16 protein-coding genes are annotated in these 15,505 nt (G+C 57.6%); 14 read left to right on the forward strand and 2 right to left on the reverse strand.

Annotated elements, in window-relative coordinates; translation table 11 throughout:
• The first annotated feature begins 432 nt into the window (after positions 1-432).
• The 4 genes from VGH19_05475 to VGH19_05490 all read left to right on the forward strand — a co-directional run bounded on the left by VGH19_05475 (position 433) and on the right by VGH19_05490 (position 2,778).
• Positions 433-870: a hypothetical protein gene (locus VGH19_05475; GenBank protein HEY1170802.1), complete on the forward strand. Its 438-nt coding sequence runs from the start codon at positions 433-435 to the stop codon at positions 868-870.
• 279 nt (positions 871-1,149) lie between these two features.
• Positions 1,150-1,491: a hypothetical protein gene (locus VGH19_05480; GenBank protein ID HEY1170803.1), complete on the forward strand. Its 342-nt coding sequence runs from the start codon at positions 1,150-1,152 to the stop codon at positions 1,489-1,491.
• Positions 1,492-1,781: 290 nt separating this feature from the next.
• A complete protein-coding gene (locus tag VGH19_05485; GenBank protein ID HEY1170804.1) occupies positions 1,782-2,177 on the forward strand; it encodes a hypothetical protein in 396 nt (131 codons plus the stop codon).
• A 325-nt stretch (positions 2,178-2,502) separates the two neighbouring features.
• Positions 2,503-2,778, forward strand: coding sequence for a hypothetical protein (locus VGH19_05490; GenBank protein ID HEY1170805.1), 276 nt, complete (start codon positions 2,503-2,505; stop codon positions 2,776-2,778).
• A 169-nt stretch (positions 2,779-2,947) separates the two neighbouring features.
• On the opposite strand, the gene VGH19_05495 is transcribed toward VGH19_05490, so the two are convergent.
• Both VGH19_05495 and VGH19_05500 read right to left on the reverse strand, forming a co-directional pair.
• Positions 2,948-3,328, reverse strand: a complete 381-nt coding sequence (locus tag VGH19_05495; GenBank protein HEY1170806.1) for a type II toxin-antitoxin system VapC family toxin — start codon at positions 3,326-3,328, stop codon at positions 2,948-2,950.
• Positions 3,312-3,560, reverse strand: a complete 249-nt coding sequence (locus tag VGH19_05500) for a hypothetical protein (protein HEY1170807.1) — start codon at positions 3,558-3,560, stop codon at positions 3,312-3,314. The genes VGH19_05495 and VGH19_05500 overlap by 17 nt, the downstream gene beginning before the upstream one ends.
• A 153-nt stretch (positions 3,561-3,713) precedes the next feature.
• On the opposite strand from VGH19_05500, the gene VGH19_05505 reads away from it, so the two are divergent.
• From VGH19_05505 to VGH19_05550, 10 genes are all read left to right on the forward strand, one after another.
• Positions 3,714-4,556 (forward strand): mechanosensitive ion channel domain-containing protein, encoded by an 843-nt coding sequence (locus VGH19_05505; GenBank protein ID HEY1170808.1) that lies wholly within the window; start codon positions 3,714-3,716, stop codon positions 4,554-4,556.
• 203 nt (positions 4,557-4,759) lie between these two features.
• Entirely contained in the window at positions 4,760-5,977 is a 1,218-nt protein-coding gene (locus VGH19_05510; GenBank protein ID HEY1170809.1) for a SpoIIE family protein phosphatase, read from the forward strand.
• Positions 5,978-6,107: 130 nt separating this feature from the next.
• On the forward strand, positions 6,108-6,452 hold the full coding sequence (locus VGH19_05515) for an STAS domain-containing protein (GenBank protein HEY1170810.1): 345 nt from the start codon (positions 6,108-6,110) through the stop codon (positions 6,450-6,452).
• A 20-nt stretch (positions 6,453-6,472) separates the two neighbouring features.
• On the forward strand, positions 6,473-6,895 hold the full coding sequence (locus VGH19_05520) for an ATP-binding protein (protein ID HEY1170811.1): 423 nt from the start codon (positions 6,473-6,475) through the stop codon (positions 6,893-6,895).
• Between the two features lie 120 nt (positions 6,896-7,015).
• Positions 7,016-7,702, forward strand: coding sequence for a response regulator transcription factor (locus VGH19_05525; GenBank protein HEY1170812.1), 687 nt, complete (start codon positions 7,016-7,018; stop codon positions 7,700-7,702).
• A complete protein-coding gene (locus VGH19_05530) occupies positions 7,699-9,105 on the forward strand; it encodes a heavy metal sensor histidine kinase (protein HEY1170813.1) in 1,407 nt (468 codons plus the stop codon). The genes VGH19_05525 and VGH19_05530 overlap by 4 nt, the downstream gene beginning before the upstream one ends.
• Positions 9,106-9,212: 107 nt before the next feature.
• The gene (locus VGH19_05535; protein ID HEY1170814.1) at positions 9,213-12,383 is read left to right on the forward strand and encodes an efflux RND transporter permease subunit; all 3,171 of its coding nucleotides are present in this window, start codon (positions 9,213-9,215) and stop codon (positions 12,381-12,383) included.
• Positions 12,384-12,429: 46 nt separating this feature from the next.
• On the forward strand, positions 12,430-13,608 hold the full coding sequence (locus tag VGH19_05540) for an efflux RND transporter periplasmic adaptor subunit (protein HEY1170815.1): 1,179 nt from the start codon (positions 12,430-12,432) through the stop codon (positions 13,606-13,608).
• Complete coding sequence (locus VGH19_05545) at positions 13,605-15,035, forward strand: TolC family protein (protein HEY1170816.1); 1,431 nt, start codon at positions 13,605-13,607, stop codon at positions 15,033-15,035. The genes VGH19_05540 and VGH19_05545 overlap by 4 nt, the downstream gene beginning before the upstream one ends.
• 192 nt (positions 15,036-15,227) lie before the next feature.
• Positions 15,228-15,473, forward strand: a complete 246-nt coding sequence (locus VGH19_05550) for a hypothetical protein (GenBank protein ID HEY1170817.1) — start codon at positions 15,228-15,230, stop codon at positions 15,471-15,473.
• Positions 15,474-15,505: the final 32 nt, after the last annotated feature.

Genomic DNA, 15,505 nt, shown 5'->3' on the forward strand with positions numbered 1-15,505 from the left:
ACAGAGACTCCGAAGCAAAAATCTTACTTCGCACATCTCCTGATGGCCTCATAAGGAATTGCCAAAACGATTCCATCGAACCATTGGCTTGAGGATTTTCGACCGCCTGTTCCCTAACTCGAAACTTCAAACTAGGAACCAGAAACCGGCCTCCGGCCTCTCCTTTACCAGCAGCGAGCTGCCAGCACCTAAACTCATCTCATATTTCCCTCAAGAAAACCACCTCTTTTCACTAAAATTTGTGATGAAAACCCAACCTTTTCGACACCAAGAACATCCAAAAATCACAACTTACGTAACTCGCATTTCTAAAACCGTTTCCCTCGTATCCCTTATGTGTCGTTTGTGCTTTCTTGTGGCTATTTTCCCTCTGAAAACTGAACACTTGAAACTCTTTCACCCGCATCTTATTCATTAGCTTACATCACCATCATGAGTTCCGGAGTCCATCCCGTCATTTTGATCTCGGTCATTGGTGCCTTGGCTGCACTGATCGCTCTCGTGTTCGCCTGCAAAGTGAAGAACAGGCTGGGTACCGCCATGTTGATCGTGCTCGCAATGGTGTTTATCACGCCTTCCGTGTTTGTCTTCCTGGCCTTCCATCCTGAACTTGTGGATGCCCGCTTTCGCACCTACAAGAGATTTCACAGCGATATCCAAGTAGGCATGACTCGCGAACAAGTGATTGCTGTGATGGAACAACGTTATCCCGCCAATGGCCCGCGCCAACGTCCCAAGATCATGGATGACACGTCAACAAGGCTGGGCTTCTTCATGAACCCCGAGACCTCCCGGGAACCGAACTGCGAAGGCATATTCGTGACGCTGGAAAACGGCAAAGTTGCCGAGATCATATATTCAAGAGATTGACCCTTTCTCGTAGCGCAGGCTGGCAGCCTGCTGTGTCCCGCGATTGCGGTGATGTCGCCGACTCGCAGTCGGCAGGCTAGGTCATACGAAACGCCTCATTGAATTTATTGCGGTTTGCCCCGTGCCCCAATCGGGGCACCGTCCCAAAGCCCAATGTTGTTCCGCACCCAGCGGAACTACGTTGGGTAAACAGTCGAAAAATTTCTCAACCACAACGTGGTTGCGTCTCATTTTCTCTATGGCTTAATACCATTTATCAACGAGACACGTGAGATCGTCATGAATTCTTTGACCCAATCACCACCGCCTTTACCCGGTGATGTTACCACGCGCGTGAAGGCCATCCTGCGATCTCACTGGCTGGGGTTCCTCTTCCTCATCCCATTCCCCGTCATGCTGCTCATCCACCGCCTGTTGGGCTACTCCGATGCCCTCATGGTCGCGACCCCGCCGGGCGAGATTGCGGCCCACACCTACAACCTCATCATGGTGCTCGTCTTTTATTTTGGCCTCACCGCCTTCATCGCGCAGACCATGATTGTTGCTGTTAAAGAAAGAAGATGGCTGCTGATGAAACTGGGATGTCTGGGGCTCTACATAGGTGTTCTGCTCTGGGCTTGATCGGCAGATTGGTTAGAGCCTGTCATGAACTTTAGAGGAGAAAAGCGTGTGAAAAAGTTCGAGGATATAGCACCCTCGCCCCTCGGAGGGGAGAGGGCCGGGGTGAGGGGTGCCAGCGTTTTCATCAATAAACACAGCCTGATCCTGCATAGGGGCACCCCTCATCCTCATTCCTTCTCCCCTCCGAGGGGAGAAGGATGTAAGCGGCCAACCCCTCCTGCCCATCAGCAGTTTCTACGGCTTTGCTCCAAATTAGTTCATGACAGATTCTAGAGTGGAGACATGTCACTATGAGCCTGAAAAACCTTTTCGGAAACACCCGCACCGTAAAAATATTTGGTGCTAAAGATCACCTCGTCATCATCGAAGGCGGCATCCCATCCGATGCCGGGGATGAATTGAACTCCCTGACTAATCCCATTTTGCAAGAGCACGGTTACTTCGGCGTATTGCAAATTTCATCACCGGACAACCCCGGCCTTAATATCCACCCCATCTACGACGGCAACTGGTCCTTCGCCATCTCCCCGGTGGCAGAAGATGGGCCCATGCCCGAGTGGCCCATTCGGAGAAGCTGGGGCACCGTCAATTCCCATTCCGAGACCTTGGAGATCGACGTGCCGAAAAGCGCCCAGCTTACGGTGCTGCCACCTTTTGAAAGCCAGCCAAAACCTGACGCTGAATAATCGCCAACTTGAATCTCTGTATTCATCATTTGCCATGAAGACTATACCTCAGAATGCTTAAAGAGGGTTTTTATGCCTTGTGAGATTTGCCAAAATTTTCCGGTTCGGACATCTAACTTTCAAGAGATAGAAACCAATGTTTCACGGTTCGCGACTTTATATCGCTGTTTGAAGTGTGGAGCGTTTTTTGAACTTTATGAAATTGAGCGAAGGGTTTGTTGTGCCTCGCTGGCTGAACTTAAGCCCCATTATCCTGAATTGAAGAAGCTGAAAGATTGTTAACCGTCCGGCCTTCTGTCTAGGAAGCATTAAACCGCACCATCCCATGCCCATATTCCACGTTTACCTGAGCGGCAAGAAACTCACTACTGCGGGCGTAGGTTCTTCCGGTGCTTTGATTGCTAACGTCACCTGGGTGCGCCGCGCCGCTTTGGCTGCGAAAGGTGAAGGTATTGAAGAACTGGATATCACTGTGGGCGGCTTGATAACCCCGGATGACAAATCAGTCCGCTGGGTGGAACGTGATCTCAAAGTAGGTGACGAGATCCGCATCCGCATAAGTGACAAGGGCAAGATTGATCGCCTCGCGTTCGCAAAGTAAAAGATTTTAAGAAGGATATCGCCGCCCAAAAACGTTATGTGCGGCAAATGGCTAAAAAGTTGGGCTGGAGGATTCAGACTAAAAGTTAAGACTTCGTCCGGCTTCTGAACTCCTTATATGTTGAGAAACTGTTTGCTCATGGCTGGTTTGGCCATAAGCTCGCTTCTTTTCAAATCCGTATCACCTTCAAGCCTGGTACCCGTTCGAAATCATTATCGGCGGTCACAATGGATGCGTTAGCGGCCAGGCATTGCGCCGCGATGAGCGAATCTCCGAACTTCATCGTCAATCCGGCTTTGGTCATGGCCTCGGCCAATGAGGCCCAAGCCAAGGCTGCCTCAGTGTTAAAATCCACGATTCCCAACGGCAAGATTTGACGGGCCATGAACCGTTTCGCGCGATTCTTGGCCCGTAAATGAGTAGCTCCCTCAATACCCCGGACATATTCCGCCAAAGCGATGGCTGGAACTCGCACTTTTCCCAAAGTGCGCAAGCGATGAAAGTTTTTCTCAAAGCGGATGAGGACGCTCGTATCAAGGAAAGCGATCATGCGTGAACACTTTGTTGGAAGCTTCAATCCCTTTTTCGATTGCCTGTGCTTCTTCTTCCGTCAACCAGTCTTCCTTGTGCTTTTCCAATTCATCCCAATCCACTTCGCCATGTGGGACACGCTTGAGTTCGTAAGCCGGTTTTCCATGCTCGGTGATGATCACCGTCTCCCCCGCGTCAGCGGCTTCAAGCAGCTTCTTGGGATTCCGCAATTCTGTCAGCGTGGCATTCATCTCTGTATAAAATACATATTTTACACATTTTTGGCAATCGCCTGTTTCGAGCTTTGGTGAAAGGCTTGCTTCACTCCTTTCCCATTTACAAAATCCCCCCGCCTGCTTCTCTTGGCGGCGGTAACGGATTCAACCAATCCTCCAATCCCATCTATGGAAGACGCAAAAAAACTCGTCATCGATTTCTTCATCTCCTACGGGTTCCAGATCATCGGCGCCCTCCTTATCATGGGCCTCGGTGTCTTGCTGGCCAAATACCTGGGTCGCATCCTGGAAGAAGCCCTCACCAAGAAGGGCATGGAGCCGCCCCTGCGCTCCCTCATCATCAAAGGCGTCAAAATCCTCATCTTCGCCTTCACCGCCGTCCTGGCGCTGGAGAAGTTCGGTGTCCCCATCGCCCCCATGGTCGCCGGTATCGGTGTCGCCGGTGTGGGCATCGGCCTTGCTATGCAAGGTGTGCTCGGCAACATCGTCGCCGGCCTCACCATCATCTTCACCAAACCCTTCCGCATCGGCGAGTGGGTGGAGATGCTCGGTGAGCACGGCGAGGTGGCCTCCATCGAACTCTTCACCACCACCCTGACGCATCCCGACCGCTCCCGCGTCATCATCCCGAACCGCAAGATCGTCGGCGAGATACTCCACAACCACGGCGCGATCCGGCAGCTCGACCTCTCCGTGGGCGTGGCTTATGCCACCGACCTCAACGCCGCCATCGCCGCCGTGCGCCGCGTCCTGGAAGCCAATCCGCGCGTGTTGAAAGACCCCGCTCCCGTGGTCGGCGTCAGTTCACTCGGGGATTCCGCCATCAATATCGTCGTGAAACCATGGGTCTCCGTCGCCAACTACGTCGCCGCCGGTGCCGAGCTCAATCTCGCCATCGTCGAAGAATTCCGCCGCAGCAACATTTCCATCCCGTTCCCCCAACGCGAAATCCGCATCCTCAAAGACCCCGAAGCCCCCGTAGAACTGGCCACCTCCTCCCACGGGCGATAGAAGACGTTGAGCGTAGCCGTGAGCTTCCTCCTTCTCCCCTTGGAGGGGAGAAGGATTGAGGATGAGGGGTGCCGGGACTTTCGAGGTTCGAAGTTGGGCGTTGGATGTTCGATGTTTCCTTATCAATGGCTCGCCGGTGCAACCGGCCCGGCGGTTTTTGCTGGTTTCCCCTTTGCAAATCTTGCACAGTGGTTCCGCCAAGCATGCCAGAAGCCGTCTCAACACTGCCTGCTGCCGAAGCCACGCCCAGCCGATTGGCGGGCGATGGTGCCCGTTTGCTCGTGGTGGACGATGACTGTATGAACAGCGCGCTCCTCAGCGAACGCCTGCACACGGAAGGTTACGTAGTCGAAGTCGCCAACGACGGCCGCTCCGCCTTGGAAAAGCTCGCCAGCGGAACCTACGATCTCGTCCTGCTCGACATCGTCATGCCGGACATGGACGGCTACGACGTCCTCAAAAAGCTGAAGGCCGATTCCAAGCTGCACGACATTCCCGTCATCATGATCTCCGGCCTCGATGACCTGAACAGCGTCGCTCGCTGCATTGAGATCGGCGCAGATGATTACCTGCCCAAGCCCTACAAACCAGTTCTGCTTCAAGCCCGCATCAACGCCTGCTTGGAGAAAAAGCAACTGCGCGAACAAGAGCAGGCCATGTATCGCGCCCTCGTCGAGAGCCAGAAACACCTCGCCGCCGAACTGAACGAAGCCGCCGATTACGTCATCTCCCTTTTACCACCGCCGCTCACGGGTGAAGTCACCACCGAATGGTGCTTCATCCCGTCTACGCAGTTGGGTGGCGATTCCTTCGGCTACCATTGGCTGGATGAAGACAACCTCGCCATTTACCTGCTCGATGTCTGCGGCCATGGCGTCGGTGCCGCCTTGCTCTCCATCTCCGCCATGAACGTGCTTCGCGCACAATCCCTGGCGAACACCGATTTTCGCGACCCTGCCCAAGTCCTGATGCGCCTGAATGAGACCTTCCAGATGGACCGGCAGAACAACATGTACTTCACCATCTGGTACGGCGTCTTCGATAAAAAGAAGCGCGAGATATCCTACGCACGCGGCGGCCATCCGCCCGCCGTGCTCGTGACCGGCCAGACGGCAGAGACCTCGGAACGCATCGAGCTCAAATCTCCCGGCCTCGTCGTCGGCACCATGCCCGGCGTCATCTATCGCAGCAAGCGCCAGCCCGTCGGCAAGTCTGCCGAGATATACCTGTTCAGCGATGGCGTGTATGAGCTCACCAATCCCACCGGTGAGATGTGGGATTACCAGTTGTTCCTGAACACGCTTACGGAACCGGTGCCGGAAGGCCAGACGCGCATGGGTCACATCGTCGCGTCCGCCAAGGCGTTCCACGGCTCAGGCAATTTTGAAGATGACTATTCGCTCGTGCGGATCGTCCTGTGATCTTTTTCTAACAACGTGAACCCGGCTTGCGATTCGCAGCTTGATTCAGCAGCCACTGCGGCTAGACTGAAGCCAGTTCAAGCGCAGATACCGCAATCCCAATTTTTGCTGAAGAAAGGTTTTGGTGGTTATGGAGCTGACTGTAGATACATTAGAGGGTGGCGTCCGTTGCATCCGTCTTTCCGGGCGCATGGACCTCAAGGGCACTCAATCCATTGAAGCCCGCTTCAATGCCGAGACCGGTGCGCTCAAACAATCCGTCATCGTGGACATGGCGGCCGTCAATTTCATTGCCTCCATCGGCATTCGCCTCCTCCTCGCGAACATCAAGCAGCTCAATCCTGCTGGTGCCAAGATCATCTTCTGCCGTCCGCAAAAGCTCGTTGAGGACGTGCTCCGGTTGTCGGGCCTGGATGCCGTGGCCGAGATCGCCGCAGACGAAGTGGAAGCGGTCAACATCTTGAAGGGAGCCTAAACACCACGGACCACCCACCTATGAGCGCCTCTGTCCAAATCACCCTTCAGAACAATCCCGACGAACTACAGCGTCTGAACGAATTGGTCGCGCAATTCGGTGCGGATAATAATTTCACCGTGCAGGAGGAATACGCCGTCTTCCTCTGCCTGGAAGAGCTCTGCACCAACATCATCAACTACGCCTGGCCGAACGGTGGCGATCACACTTTCGATGTCCGCCTCACCGTCGATGATGTCGCCATCAAGCTCGAGTTCCAGGATGGTGGCGTGCCTTTTGATCCCACCAAGTATCAGACACACGATATCTCCAAACCTTTGCAAGACCGTCCTGTGGGCGGTCTGGGCATCCATCTCGTGCGTCAGCAAAGCAGCGAGATGTTCTACGAACGCATGGACGAGAAAAACGTCCTCTTCGTTAAGATCAAACGCGGTCAGGGCTGATCCAGCGGCCGGTCTTTTTTTACACACCTTCCCGAAACCGTTAACCGGGCGTTTCCCAGTTAATCTTTCTTCAGAATTGCACGCTTGGCGCGTCCGCCAGAAAGGACGATGCTTGGCCGCGTGAACATCTTGGTCGTTGAGGATGACGCGAAAACCGCGCAAGCCATCCGCCGCGGACTGGACGCCGAGGGCTACGACACCTTTGTCGCCCGCACTGGCGACGAAGGCTGGTCTCACTTGAAGTCCGCCACCTTCGATCTGGTGGTGCTCGACTGGATGCTGCCCGGTCGCGACGGGATTGAGATTCTCAAAGCCCTGCGTACCCGTGGTGCTAAACCTCCCGTCCTGCTCCTCACCGCGCGCGATGCCGTGGAGGACCGTGTGCTCGGCCTCGACAGCGGCGCGGATGACTACCTCGTCAAACCCTTTGCCTTCGCCGAGTTGCTCGCCCGGATGCGCGTCTTGCTGCGTCGCACAGTGCCGGATGAGCTGTTGCGCCGGCAGGTCGGCGACCTCGTGCTCGATCTCCAGTCGCGCCGTGCCTGGCGCACCGGCCAGGAGATAGATCTCACGCCGCGTGAGTTCGATCTCCTGGTATACCTTATGCGCTACGAGGGCCAGGTAGTGACCCGCCAGATGCTCGCGCAGGAGGTCTGGCGCGAACCGAACCGCGCCACCACGCTGGATAATGTCATCGATGTCCACCTCGCCCACCTGCGCAAAAAGCTGGATGAAGGCCGCCGCCACAAGCTGGTCCAGACCGTGCGCGGCGTGGGCTTCATTTTGCGGGAGGAGCGAACGGCGTGAACGGCAGGTGGCAACGCCAATCCTTGAAGCTCCGTCTGGCCGTCTGGTTCACGGCGGTCGCCAGCCTCATCATGCTGGCCCTGACACCCGCCGTTTACATCCTGATCGAACGCCGCCTCCATGCCGAACTCGACCGTCAGTTGCAGGTAGATTGGAACCTGATCGCCGCCCATTTGGAACAGAGCGCCGACGGGCGCATCCAGTGGAAGAAAAGCAGTCCCTCCACCCCCAACAGTCCGGGTTACGCGGAGACATGGTTTGATGTCTGGGCGCATGGGAAGGATTTGCTCAGTCATTGGCCGGTGAATGGGGTCCGGGTCACGCAACCACCGGTTGCTTCTGCCGCCGGATCGCCGCTTTTCCTTAACCTGACGGTGGACCGGCGTATACCCGCTCGGGCCTATCAACGTGCTACCCATCTCGACGGGCGCGAGGTCACCGTGCGCGTTTTCCGGGATGAATCAGGTCTGCGCCGTGCCTTGCGGGAGATCCTTGCCGGCTTGTTCCTGGGCATCCCTTTGGCTGCCGCGCTTGCCGCTGTGGGCGGATACTGGATGGCCGGCCGCACTTTGAAACCCATCAGTGCCATGGCCGAGCAAGCCCGCCAGATCACCTCAGAATCATTAAGCCGCCGTCTGCCCAATCCGAATCCACACGATGAACTCGGGCAGATGGCCAACGTTTTCAACGAAACCTTTCAACGGCTTGAAGCCTCCTTCGAGTCCCTCAAACGCTTCACGGCGGATGCTTCCCACGAACTGCGCACCCCGCTCACTGCCCTGCGCACTGTAGGCGAGGTCGCCTTGCGTGAAAAAGGGGATACGAAGGCCCTGCGCGATACCATCGGCAGCATGTTGGAGGAGGCCCAGCGTCTGAATGACCTCATCGACACCATGCTGCTGCTCGCCCGCGCCGAGAGTGGCCGGGTCACCGTGCCGTTCGCGCCGGTGAATCTGGCGAGTTTTCTCCAGGAAATCAGCGACAGCGTGGAAGTGCTTGCCACCGAGAAGAAACAGCGCATCGAGCTTTCCGGTGAATCCGGTTTGACCGTCTCCACCGCCCAATTGCTGTTACGTCCTGCTGTGTTGAATGTCCTCCACAACGCCATCCGCTACAGCCCGCCTGGCACGCGCATCTTGATGCGCTGGTTCACGGAGGGGGACCATGCCGTGGTGGAGGTGGCGGATGAAGGTCCGGGCATCGCCCCGGAGCATCGCGAGAAAATTTTCGAACGGTTCTACCGCATCGACAAGGCCCGCTCCCGGGCCGATGGCGGTGCCGGTTTGGGGCTCGCCATCGCCAAGCTCTCCGTCGGGCAACTCGGTGGCCGGATCGAGTTGCTGACTGAAGTGGGGCAGGGCAGCCGCTTTCAGATCTTCCTTCCGCTTCGGCGACCAGACTGATTCTTAAGAAATCTTCAGGATTTCTTCATCGTGCGGACAATCCTCCGTACGGACCATCCCTGCGATCATTGTAACCGAAGTTTGCAGTTCAACCGTCTTTGTAGCCAATGAACGTGGTCCAACTTGCCCTGCGCCGTCCTTTGAGCATGCTTGTGCTCGTCATCGCCATTTCCTTGGGCGGCTTTTTGGCCCTCCAAAGGATGGACCGGGACATCTTTCCGCCGCTCGGCATCCCGACCATCTACGTAGCCCAGCCTTATGGCGGCATGGACCCGGCCCAAATGGAGGGCTACCTGACCTACCGTTACGAGTATCACTTCCTCTACATCGCGGGCATCGAACATGTGGAGTCCAAGTCCATTCAGGGCGCTTCCATCATGAAGCTCCAGTTCCATCCGGGCACGGACATGAGCCAGGCCATGTCCGAGACCGTTGCCCAGGTGAACCGCTCCCGCGCCTTCATGCCGCCGGGCACGGTCGCCCCGTTCATCATGCGTTTCGATGCTGGCAGTGTGGCGGTCGGTTACCTCGTGTTCTCCACGGAAGACCCGAACATCACGCTCAACCAGATGCAGGATCAGGCGCTCAACCGCGTCCGCCCTGCCTTCGCCACTTTGCCCGGTGTCTCCGCACCACCTCCTTTCGGTGGCAGTTCCCGCGCCATCACGGTGAACGTGAACCCAGACCGCATGCGCGCCTATGGCCTGTCGCCCGATGACATCGTGAAGGCGCTCTCGCAGGGCAATACCATCAGCCCCTCGGGCAATATCAATCTGGACGGCAAATACCCTATCGTGGCGGCCAACGCCATCGTCTCGAACGTCAAGGATCTCGAAGGCGTGCCCCTCAAGCGCACGGCCACCGGCTCCGTCTTTGTGCGGGATGTCGCCACGGTGACGGATGCGGCGGATGTCACCACCGCCTATGCGCTCGCGGATGGCAAACGCTCCGTCTATCTCCCCGTCACCAAACGTGCCGATGCCTCCACGGTGGACGTGGTGGACCTCGTCAAAAAGAACATCCCGGAGTTTCAGAAGCTCCTGCCGGATGGCATCAAGGTCAGCTATTCCTTCGATCAGTCACCCGTGGTCAACCGCTCCATCAAAGACCTCATGAAGGAGGGTGGGTTGGGCGCCATCCTCACGGGCCTCATGGTGCTGTTCTTTTTGCGCGACTGGCGCAGCGCCTTCATCGTCGTGGTCAATATCCCGCTTTCTCTGCTGGCGGCAGCTTTCGCCCTCTGGTTGAGCGGTGAGAACATCCACCTCATGACGCTGGGTGGCATGGCCTTGGCCGTCGGCATCCTCGTGGATGAAGCCACGGTGGCCATCGAGAACATCCATGCCCATATCGCGCGCGGCAGTCCGCTGGCGCGTGCAGCATATGAAGGCACCCGTGAGACGGCGTTGCCTCGCTTGCTGGCCATGTTGTGCATCTTGGCTGTCTTCATTCCGGCCTTCTTCATGGTCGGTGCGGCCAAGGCGTTGTTTGTTCCCATGGCCTTGGCGGTCGGTTTCTCCATGATCGCCTCCTTCATCCTCTCCAGCACGCTGGTGCCTATCCTGAGTGTCTGGTTGTTGAAAGGGCATGCCAGTGAAGTGCATGACGCTTCGTTCATCGGGAAGATGCAGAAGAATTACACGGGCCTCCTGCGCAGTGTCGTCGCGCTGCGCTGGCCGCTCGTTGTGGTCTATCTCGTGATTGCCGGCCTGGCGGTTTGGTTTATCGGTGGACGCCTCGGCACGGAGATTTTCCCCAAGACGGACACCGGCCAGTTCGCCTTGCGTTTCCGCAATCCCAGCGGCACGCAAGTGGGCATCACCGAGCAAACCGCCAAGAAGATCCTCGACACCATCGCCCGTGAGGCCGGTGGTGAGGACAAGGTGGAGATCAGCATCGGCATGGTCGGTGTGCATAATTCCAGCTTCCCGGTGAACCTTGTTCATCTCTGGAATGGTGGTCCGGAAGAAGGCTGGCTGGCCATCCAGCTCAAGCGCGATTCAGGCAAGCGCGTGGAGGAGTTCAAGGAACACCTGCGCGGCGTCTTCGCTAAGGAGTTGCCGGATGTGCGTCTCTCCTTCGAGCCGCAGGACATCGTCACGCGCGTGATGAGCTTTGGTTCGCCCACGCCTATTGAGATCGCCATCAGCGCACCTTCATTGCCGGTGGGCAAGGGCTATGCGGACAAGCTGACGGAGAGCCTCGGCAAGCTGCCGTTCCTCCGTGATGTGCAGATCGCGCAGACGCTCGATTTTCCGTCGGTGAACGTGAACATCGACCGCGAACGCGCCGGTCTTCTCGGGGTCAAAGTCGAGGATGTCACCCGTTCGCTCGTCGCCGCCACGACGTCCAGCCGGTTCACCGTGGCGAACTTCTGGGCGGACCCGAACAGCGGCATCAGCTTCAACTTGCAGGTCCAGATTCCCGAGGAACGCACGCAATCCATCGAAGACCTGAATAACATCCCCGTCACCTCCGACAACGGCGGCACGGTCTTGCTGCGCAATCTGGCCAGCATCACCCCCGGCACCTCGGTGGGCACGTATGAGCGCTACAACATGGCGCGCATCGTCAGTGTCACGGCTAACATTCACGGGACGGATCTCGGCACGGCGACCCGGGAGATCCGTAAGACGCTGGCGGAACTGAATTTTCCATCCGATGGCAAGACCAAGGTGGATGTGCGCGGTCAAGTCGTGCCGTTGGAGCAGTTGCAAGCCGGCTTCGGCACGGGCCTGGTGATCGCGGTGGTGGTCATCTTCCTGATGCTCGCGGCGAACTTTGAATCATTCCGTCTCGCCTGCGTGGTCGTCTCCACGGTTCCGGCCGTGCTCGCGGGTGTGGCGCTGACGCTGTGGCTCACGGGCACCACCTTGAACATCCAGTCCGCCATGGGCGCCATCATGTCGGTGGGCGTGGCGGTGGCGAATGCGATTCTCCTCGTCACCTTTGCCGAGCGTGCGCGCATCACGGGTGGGGATGCGCTGGCTGCCGCCATGGAAGGTGCGCGCAGCCGCTTGCGCCCGATTCTCATGACGAGTTGCGCGATGATCGCGGGCATGATCCCGCTCGCCCTGGGCTTGGGCGAAGGCGGCGATCAGACTGCACCCTTGGGCCGTGCGGTGGTGGGCGGCTTGGCCATGGCCACGCTGGCGACCTTGTTTGTGTTGCCCGCCTTCTTCGTGTTGTTCCGCAACCAGGCCAGCACGCATTCCAGCTCACTGGATCCGGATGATCCGTTGAGCGGTCATTTTGTTTCACCGGTAGGACACGACTGAGCCGCCGTCGTTGATGATGCCACGAACCAATCAACTTTTTAGGACCATGCTACGAACCTCTCAAACCATCGCCTGCGGAGTGCTCACCACTGCGCTGCTGCTCTGCACCTCCTTGCACGCTGCTACGCCGCCGGAGTTGAAATTCATCACGCCCCAGCGCGGTGACATCAACCGCTTCGTCACGCTGCCGGGCAGCATCAAGGCCAACCAGCAGGCCACGCTCTACGCGAAAGTTCCTGGTTACCTGAAGTCCATCAAGGTGGACATCGGCGACACGGTGAAAGCGGGGCAGTTGCTCGCCGAGATCGAAGTGCCCGAGCTGAGTGCCGACCTCGTCCGCGCCAAAGCCGCCGTGGCCCGCGCCGAAGCGGAGAAGGCCAAAGCTGCCACCAGTGTCACGAAAGCACGCGTGGAATTGAACGCGAGCCAGGCGGATTATGACCGCGTCAGCAAAGCGCGCAAATCCTCGCCCGACCTCATCACGCCACAAGCCCTGGATGATGCCAAAGCGCGCTTTGAGTCGGCGAAAGCCTCACTGGGCGAAGCGCAGGCAGGTGAGAACCTCGCCGCTGCCCGTTCTGGTGAAGCGCAAGCGGAGTTGAAACGCATCGAGGCCTTGCTGGCCTTCGCGCAAGTGCAGGCCCCGTTCGCGGGCACCATCACCGAACGTTTCGTGGATGCTGGCGCCTTCATCCCGGCGGCGACTTCCGGTTCGGCCGCGCGCAATGCCGCCATCCTCACGCTCATGGATTTCGACACCGTACGCGCCAGTGTGGGCGTGCCGGAATTGGAAGCCTCGTTGGTTCAGAACGGCCAGCCGGTGAAAGTCACTGTGCAAGGCGTGGCGAACCGCGTCTTCTCCGGCGTCATCACACGCCATTCTTTTGCCTTGGATGACGCCACCCGCCTGCTGCATCTGGAGACCGATTTGCCCAACGCCAGCAAGGAACTGCGCCCCGGCATGTATGCCACCATCCGTGTGGGCGTGGAGAAGCACACGAATGCACTGTTGATCCCCGCAGGCGCGCTCTTGATGGAGAAGGCTAACGCCTCGGTCTTCCAGTTCATCGACGGCAAAGCGAAAAAGACGCCTGTGAAGATTGGTTTCAATGACGGCACGAATGTGGAGATCGCCAGCGGTTTGAGCGGTGGTGAACGCGTGCTGATCTTCGGTAAGACTGCGCCAGCCGATGGCCAGCCGGTCAACGCAACGGAGGCCAAATGAAGCGCGCTTTCATAAAGGTTAGATTACTCGGCGTAGCTTTGCTGGCCATCGCCTTCGCCTTCAGTCCCTCCGCTCTGAGCGCCCAAGAAGCCGCCAGCGCGGAAATCCAGCTCGCCCAAGCGAAGAAGAAGAAAGCCAAGAGTGCGCCCAAGAAAGGGAAGGCTGCTGTACAGCAAGCCAGCAATGTGCGCGTCATCGATCTGCCCACCGTTTTGCGGCTCGCGGGAGCGCAGAATCTGGATGTGCAACTGGCCCAAGCCCAGTTGAGCGAGGCCAAGGCGAAGCATGAGATCGCCCGGCAACGCTTCTTCCCGTGGATCATGCCCGGCCTTGCCTACCGTCGCCATGACGGCCAGATCCAGGATGTCAGCGGCAATATGTTCACGGCGAGCAAACAGTCTTATAACGCTGGTGCGAATATCTCGGCTCAGTGGGAGCTGGGCGATGCTATCTATGGCCAGCTCGCCGAGAAGCAACGGGCCAAGGCGGCAGATCACCAGTTCGAAACAGCCACACAGGCCAATGTCTATCAGGCCGCCCAGGATTATTTTGAATTAGTGAAGGCCGGTGCCCAGATGGGGGTCGCACAGGAATCCATCCGCGTGGCAAATGACTACGCCAAGCAACTTGATGGCGCGGTAAAAGCCGGACTCGCCTTCAAAGGCGATCAATTGCGCGTGCAGGTGCAGGCGGAGCGTTATCAACTCTCCTTTCGACAATCACAGGAGCGTCGTCGGCTCGCGTCCGCCCGGCTGGCGCAGACGCTGAATCTCGACCCCACGATTGAACTCGCCGCCGCTGACAACGAACTCGCGCCTTTGAATCTTTTGCCTGCGAACAGCGCCTTGGCCTCACTGGTCGTCCAAGCCATGAACAACCGTCCAGAGATGAAGCGCCAGAACTCTCTGCTCGAAGCGGCCAAAGATGAAAAGCAGGGGACCAAATATGGCCCGCTGATTCCCACCGTGGGTGCGCAGATGTATCTCGGTGGCTTGGGTGGCGGTGTGAATGATAGCTGGGGCAACTTCAAAGACACGCAGGATTACCAGCTCCTTTTCGGCTGGAAGATCGGTCCCGGCGGTCTTTTTGACAAAGGCCGCATCAAGGCCAGCGAAGCCCGTCTGGAACAGGCGAAGATCCTGTCAGAAAAAGCCGGGGACGAGATTGTCCGTCAGGTCGTGGAACAACACACGCGCGTGAACTCGCTCGCCGACCAGATGAAGCTCGCTCAACAAGCCCTTGATCTTGCTGAGAAGACCGTGCAGCTCACTCGTGAACGCAAGAGCTTTGGTATCGGTGTCGTGCTGGAAAACATCCAGGCCGAGCAGGAACTCAATCGCGTTCGTAACGATTACTTCGAAGCCGTCGCCGAGCACAACAAGGCCCAATACGGTCTGGCCCGTGCCATCGGCCGCCCCACGCCTTAGCTCGCTCCAATCCACTTTCTCCGTTGCGTAAATGTCACCTGCACGCCATGCGGGTGACATTTGCCTTTTTTATTCTTGTTCTGCTGTCGGACCTTTTTCCGATGGTTTGGGTTAATCGCTGGCTCCTGTTTGAGTCGGCGAGGTCCTCATTGGGCGGGGACAGGCAGGTTCCGGAAATAACTTAGGACGAGTGTGCAAAAACCGGAACCTGCCTTTACCTTTGAACTGACTGTCACAGGTTGCACCATGTTAACAGAAACGGTCAGCATCGCTTCAGCTGGGCATCCGGCAATATCTTGTGAATCAAGAGCTTCTGCCGGTTATGTTGCCTGGCGTGAGCGTTCTGCTCAACGGCTGGGATTGTTGTATCTGCTGCGCTTGCGGGAACATCGGCGAAGCCAGGAGTTGCGCAAAAAAATGACCGTCCGAGCTTCGTAACACAAATGTAACAATTGCGTCACGGACCCGTA

The sequence above is a fragment of the Verrucomicrobiia bacterium genome, assembly GCA_036405135.1.
Lineage (GTDB): Bacteria > Verrucomicrobiota > Verrucomicrobiia > Limisphaerales > JAEYXS01 > JAEYXS01.

Coding starts and splice junctions, on each gene's coding strand:
- VGH19_05490 (HEY1170805.1), top strand. CDS start 2,503: ATGCCCATATTCCACGTTTACCTGAGCGGCAAGAAACTCACTACTGCG.
- VGH19_05515 (HEY1170810.1), top strand. CDS start 6,108: ATGGAGCTGACTGTAGATACATTAGAGGGTGGCGTCCGTTGCATCCGT.
- VGH19_05475 (HEY1170802.1), top strand. CDS start 433: ATGAGTTCCGGAGTCCATCCCGTCATTTTGATCTCGGTCATTGGTGCC.
- VGH19_05505 (HEY1170808.1), top strand. CDS start 3,714: ATGGAAGACGCAAAAAAACTCGTCATCGATTTCTTCATCTCCTACGGG.
- VGH19_05545 (HEY1170816.1), top strand. CDS start 13,605: ATGAAGCGCGCTTTCATAAAGGTTAGATTACTCGGCGTAGCTTTGCTG.
- VGH19_05485 (HEY1170804.1), top strand. CDS start 1,782: ATGAGCCTGAAAAACCTTTTCGGAAACACCCGCACCGTAAAAATATTT.
- VGH19_05510 (HEY1170809.1), top strand. CDS start 4,760: ATGCCAGAAGCCGTCTCAACACTGCCTGCTGCCGAAGCCACGCCCAGC.
- VGH19_05520 (HEY1170811.1), top strand. CDS start 6,473: ATGAGCGCCTCTGTCCAAATCACCCTTCAGAACAATCCCGACGAACTA.
- VGH19_05540 (HEY1170815.1), top strand. CDS start 12,430: ATGCTACGAACCTCTCAAACCATCGCCTGCGGAGTGCTCACCACTGCG.
- VGH19_05500 (HEY1170807.1), bottom strand. CDS start 3,560: ATGAATGCCACGCTGACAGAATTGCGGAATCCCAAGAAGCTGCTTGAA.
- VGH19_05535 (HEY1170814.1), top strand. CDS start 9,213: ATGAACGTGGTCCAACTTGCCCTGCGCCGTCCTTTGAGCATGCTTGTG.
- VGH19_05480 (HEY1170803.1), top strand. CDS start 1,150: ATGAATTCTTTGACCCAATCACCACCGCCTTTACCCGGTGATGTTACC.
- VGH19_05495 (HEY1170806.1), bottom strand. CDS start 3,328: ATGATCGCTTTCCTTGATACGAGCGTCCTCATCCGCTTTGAGAAAAAC.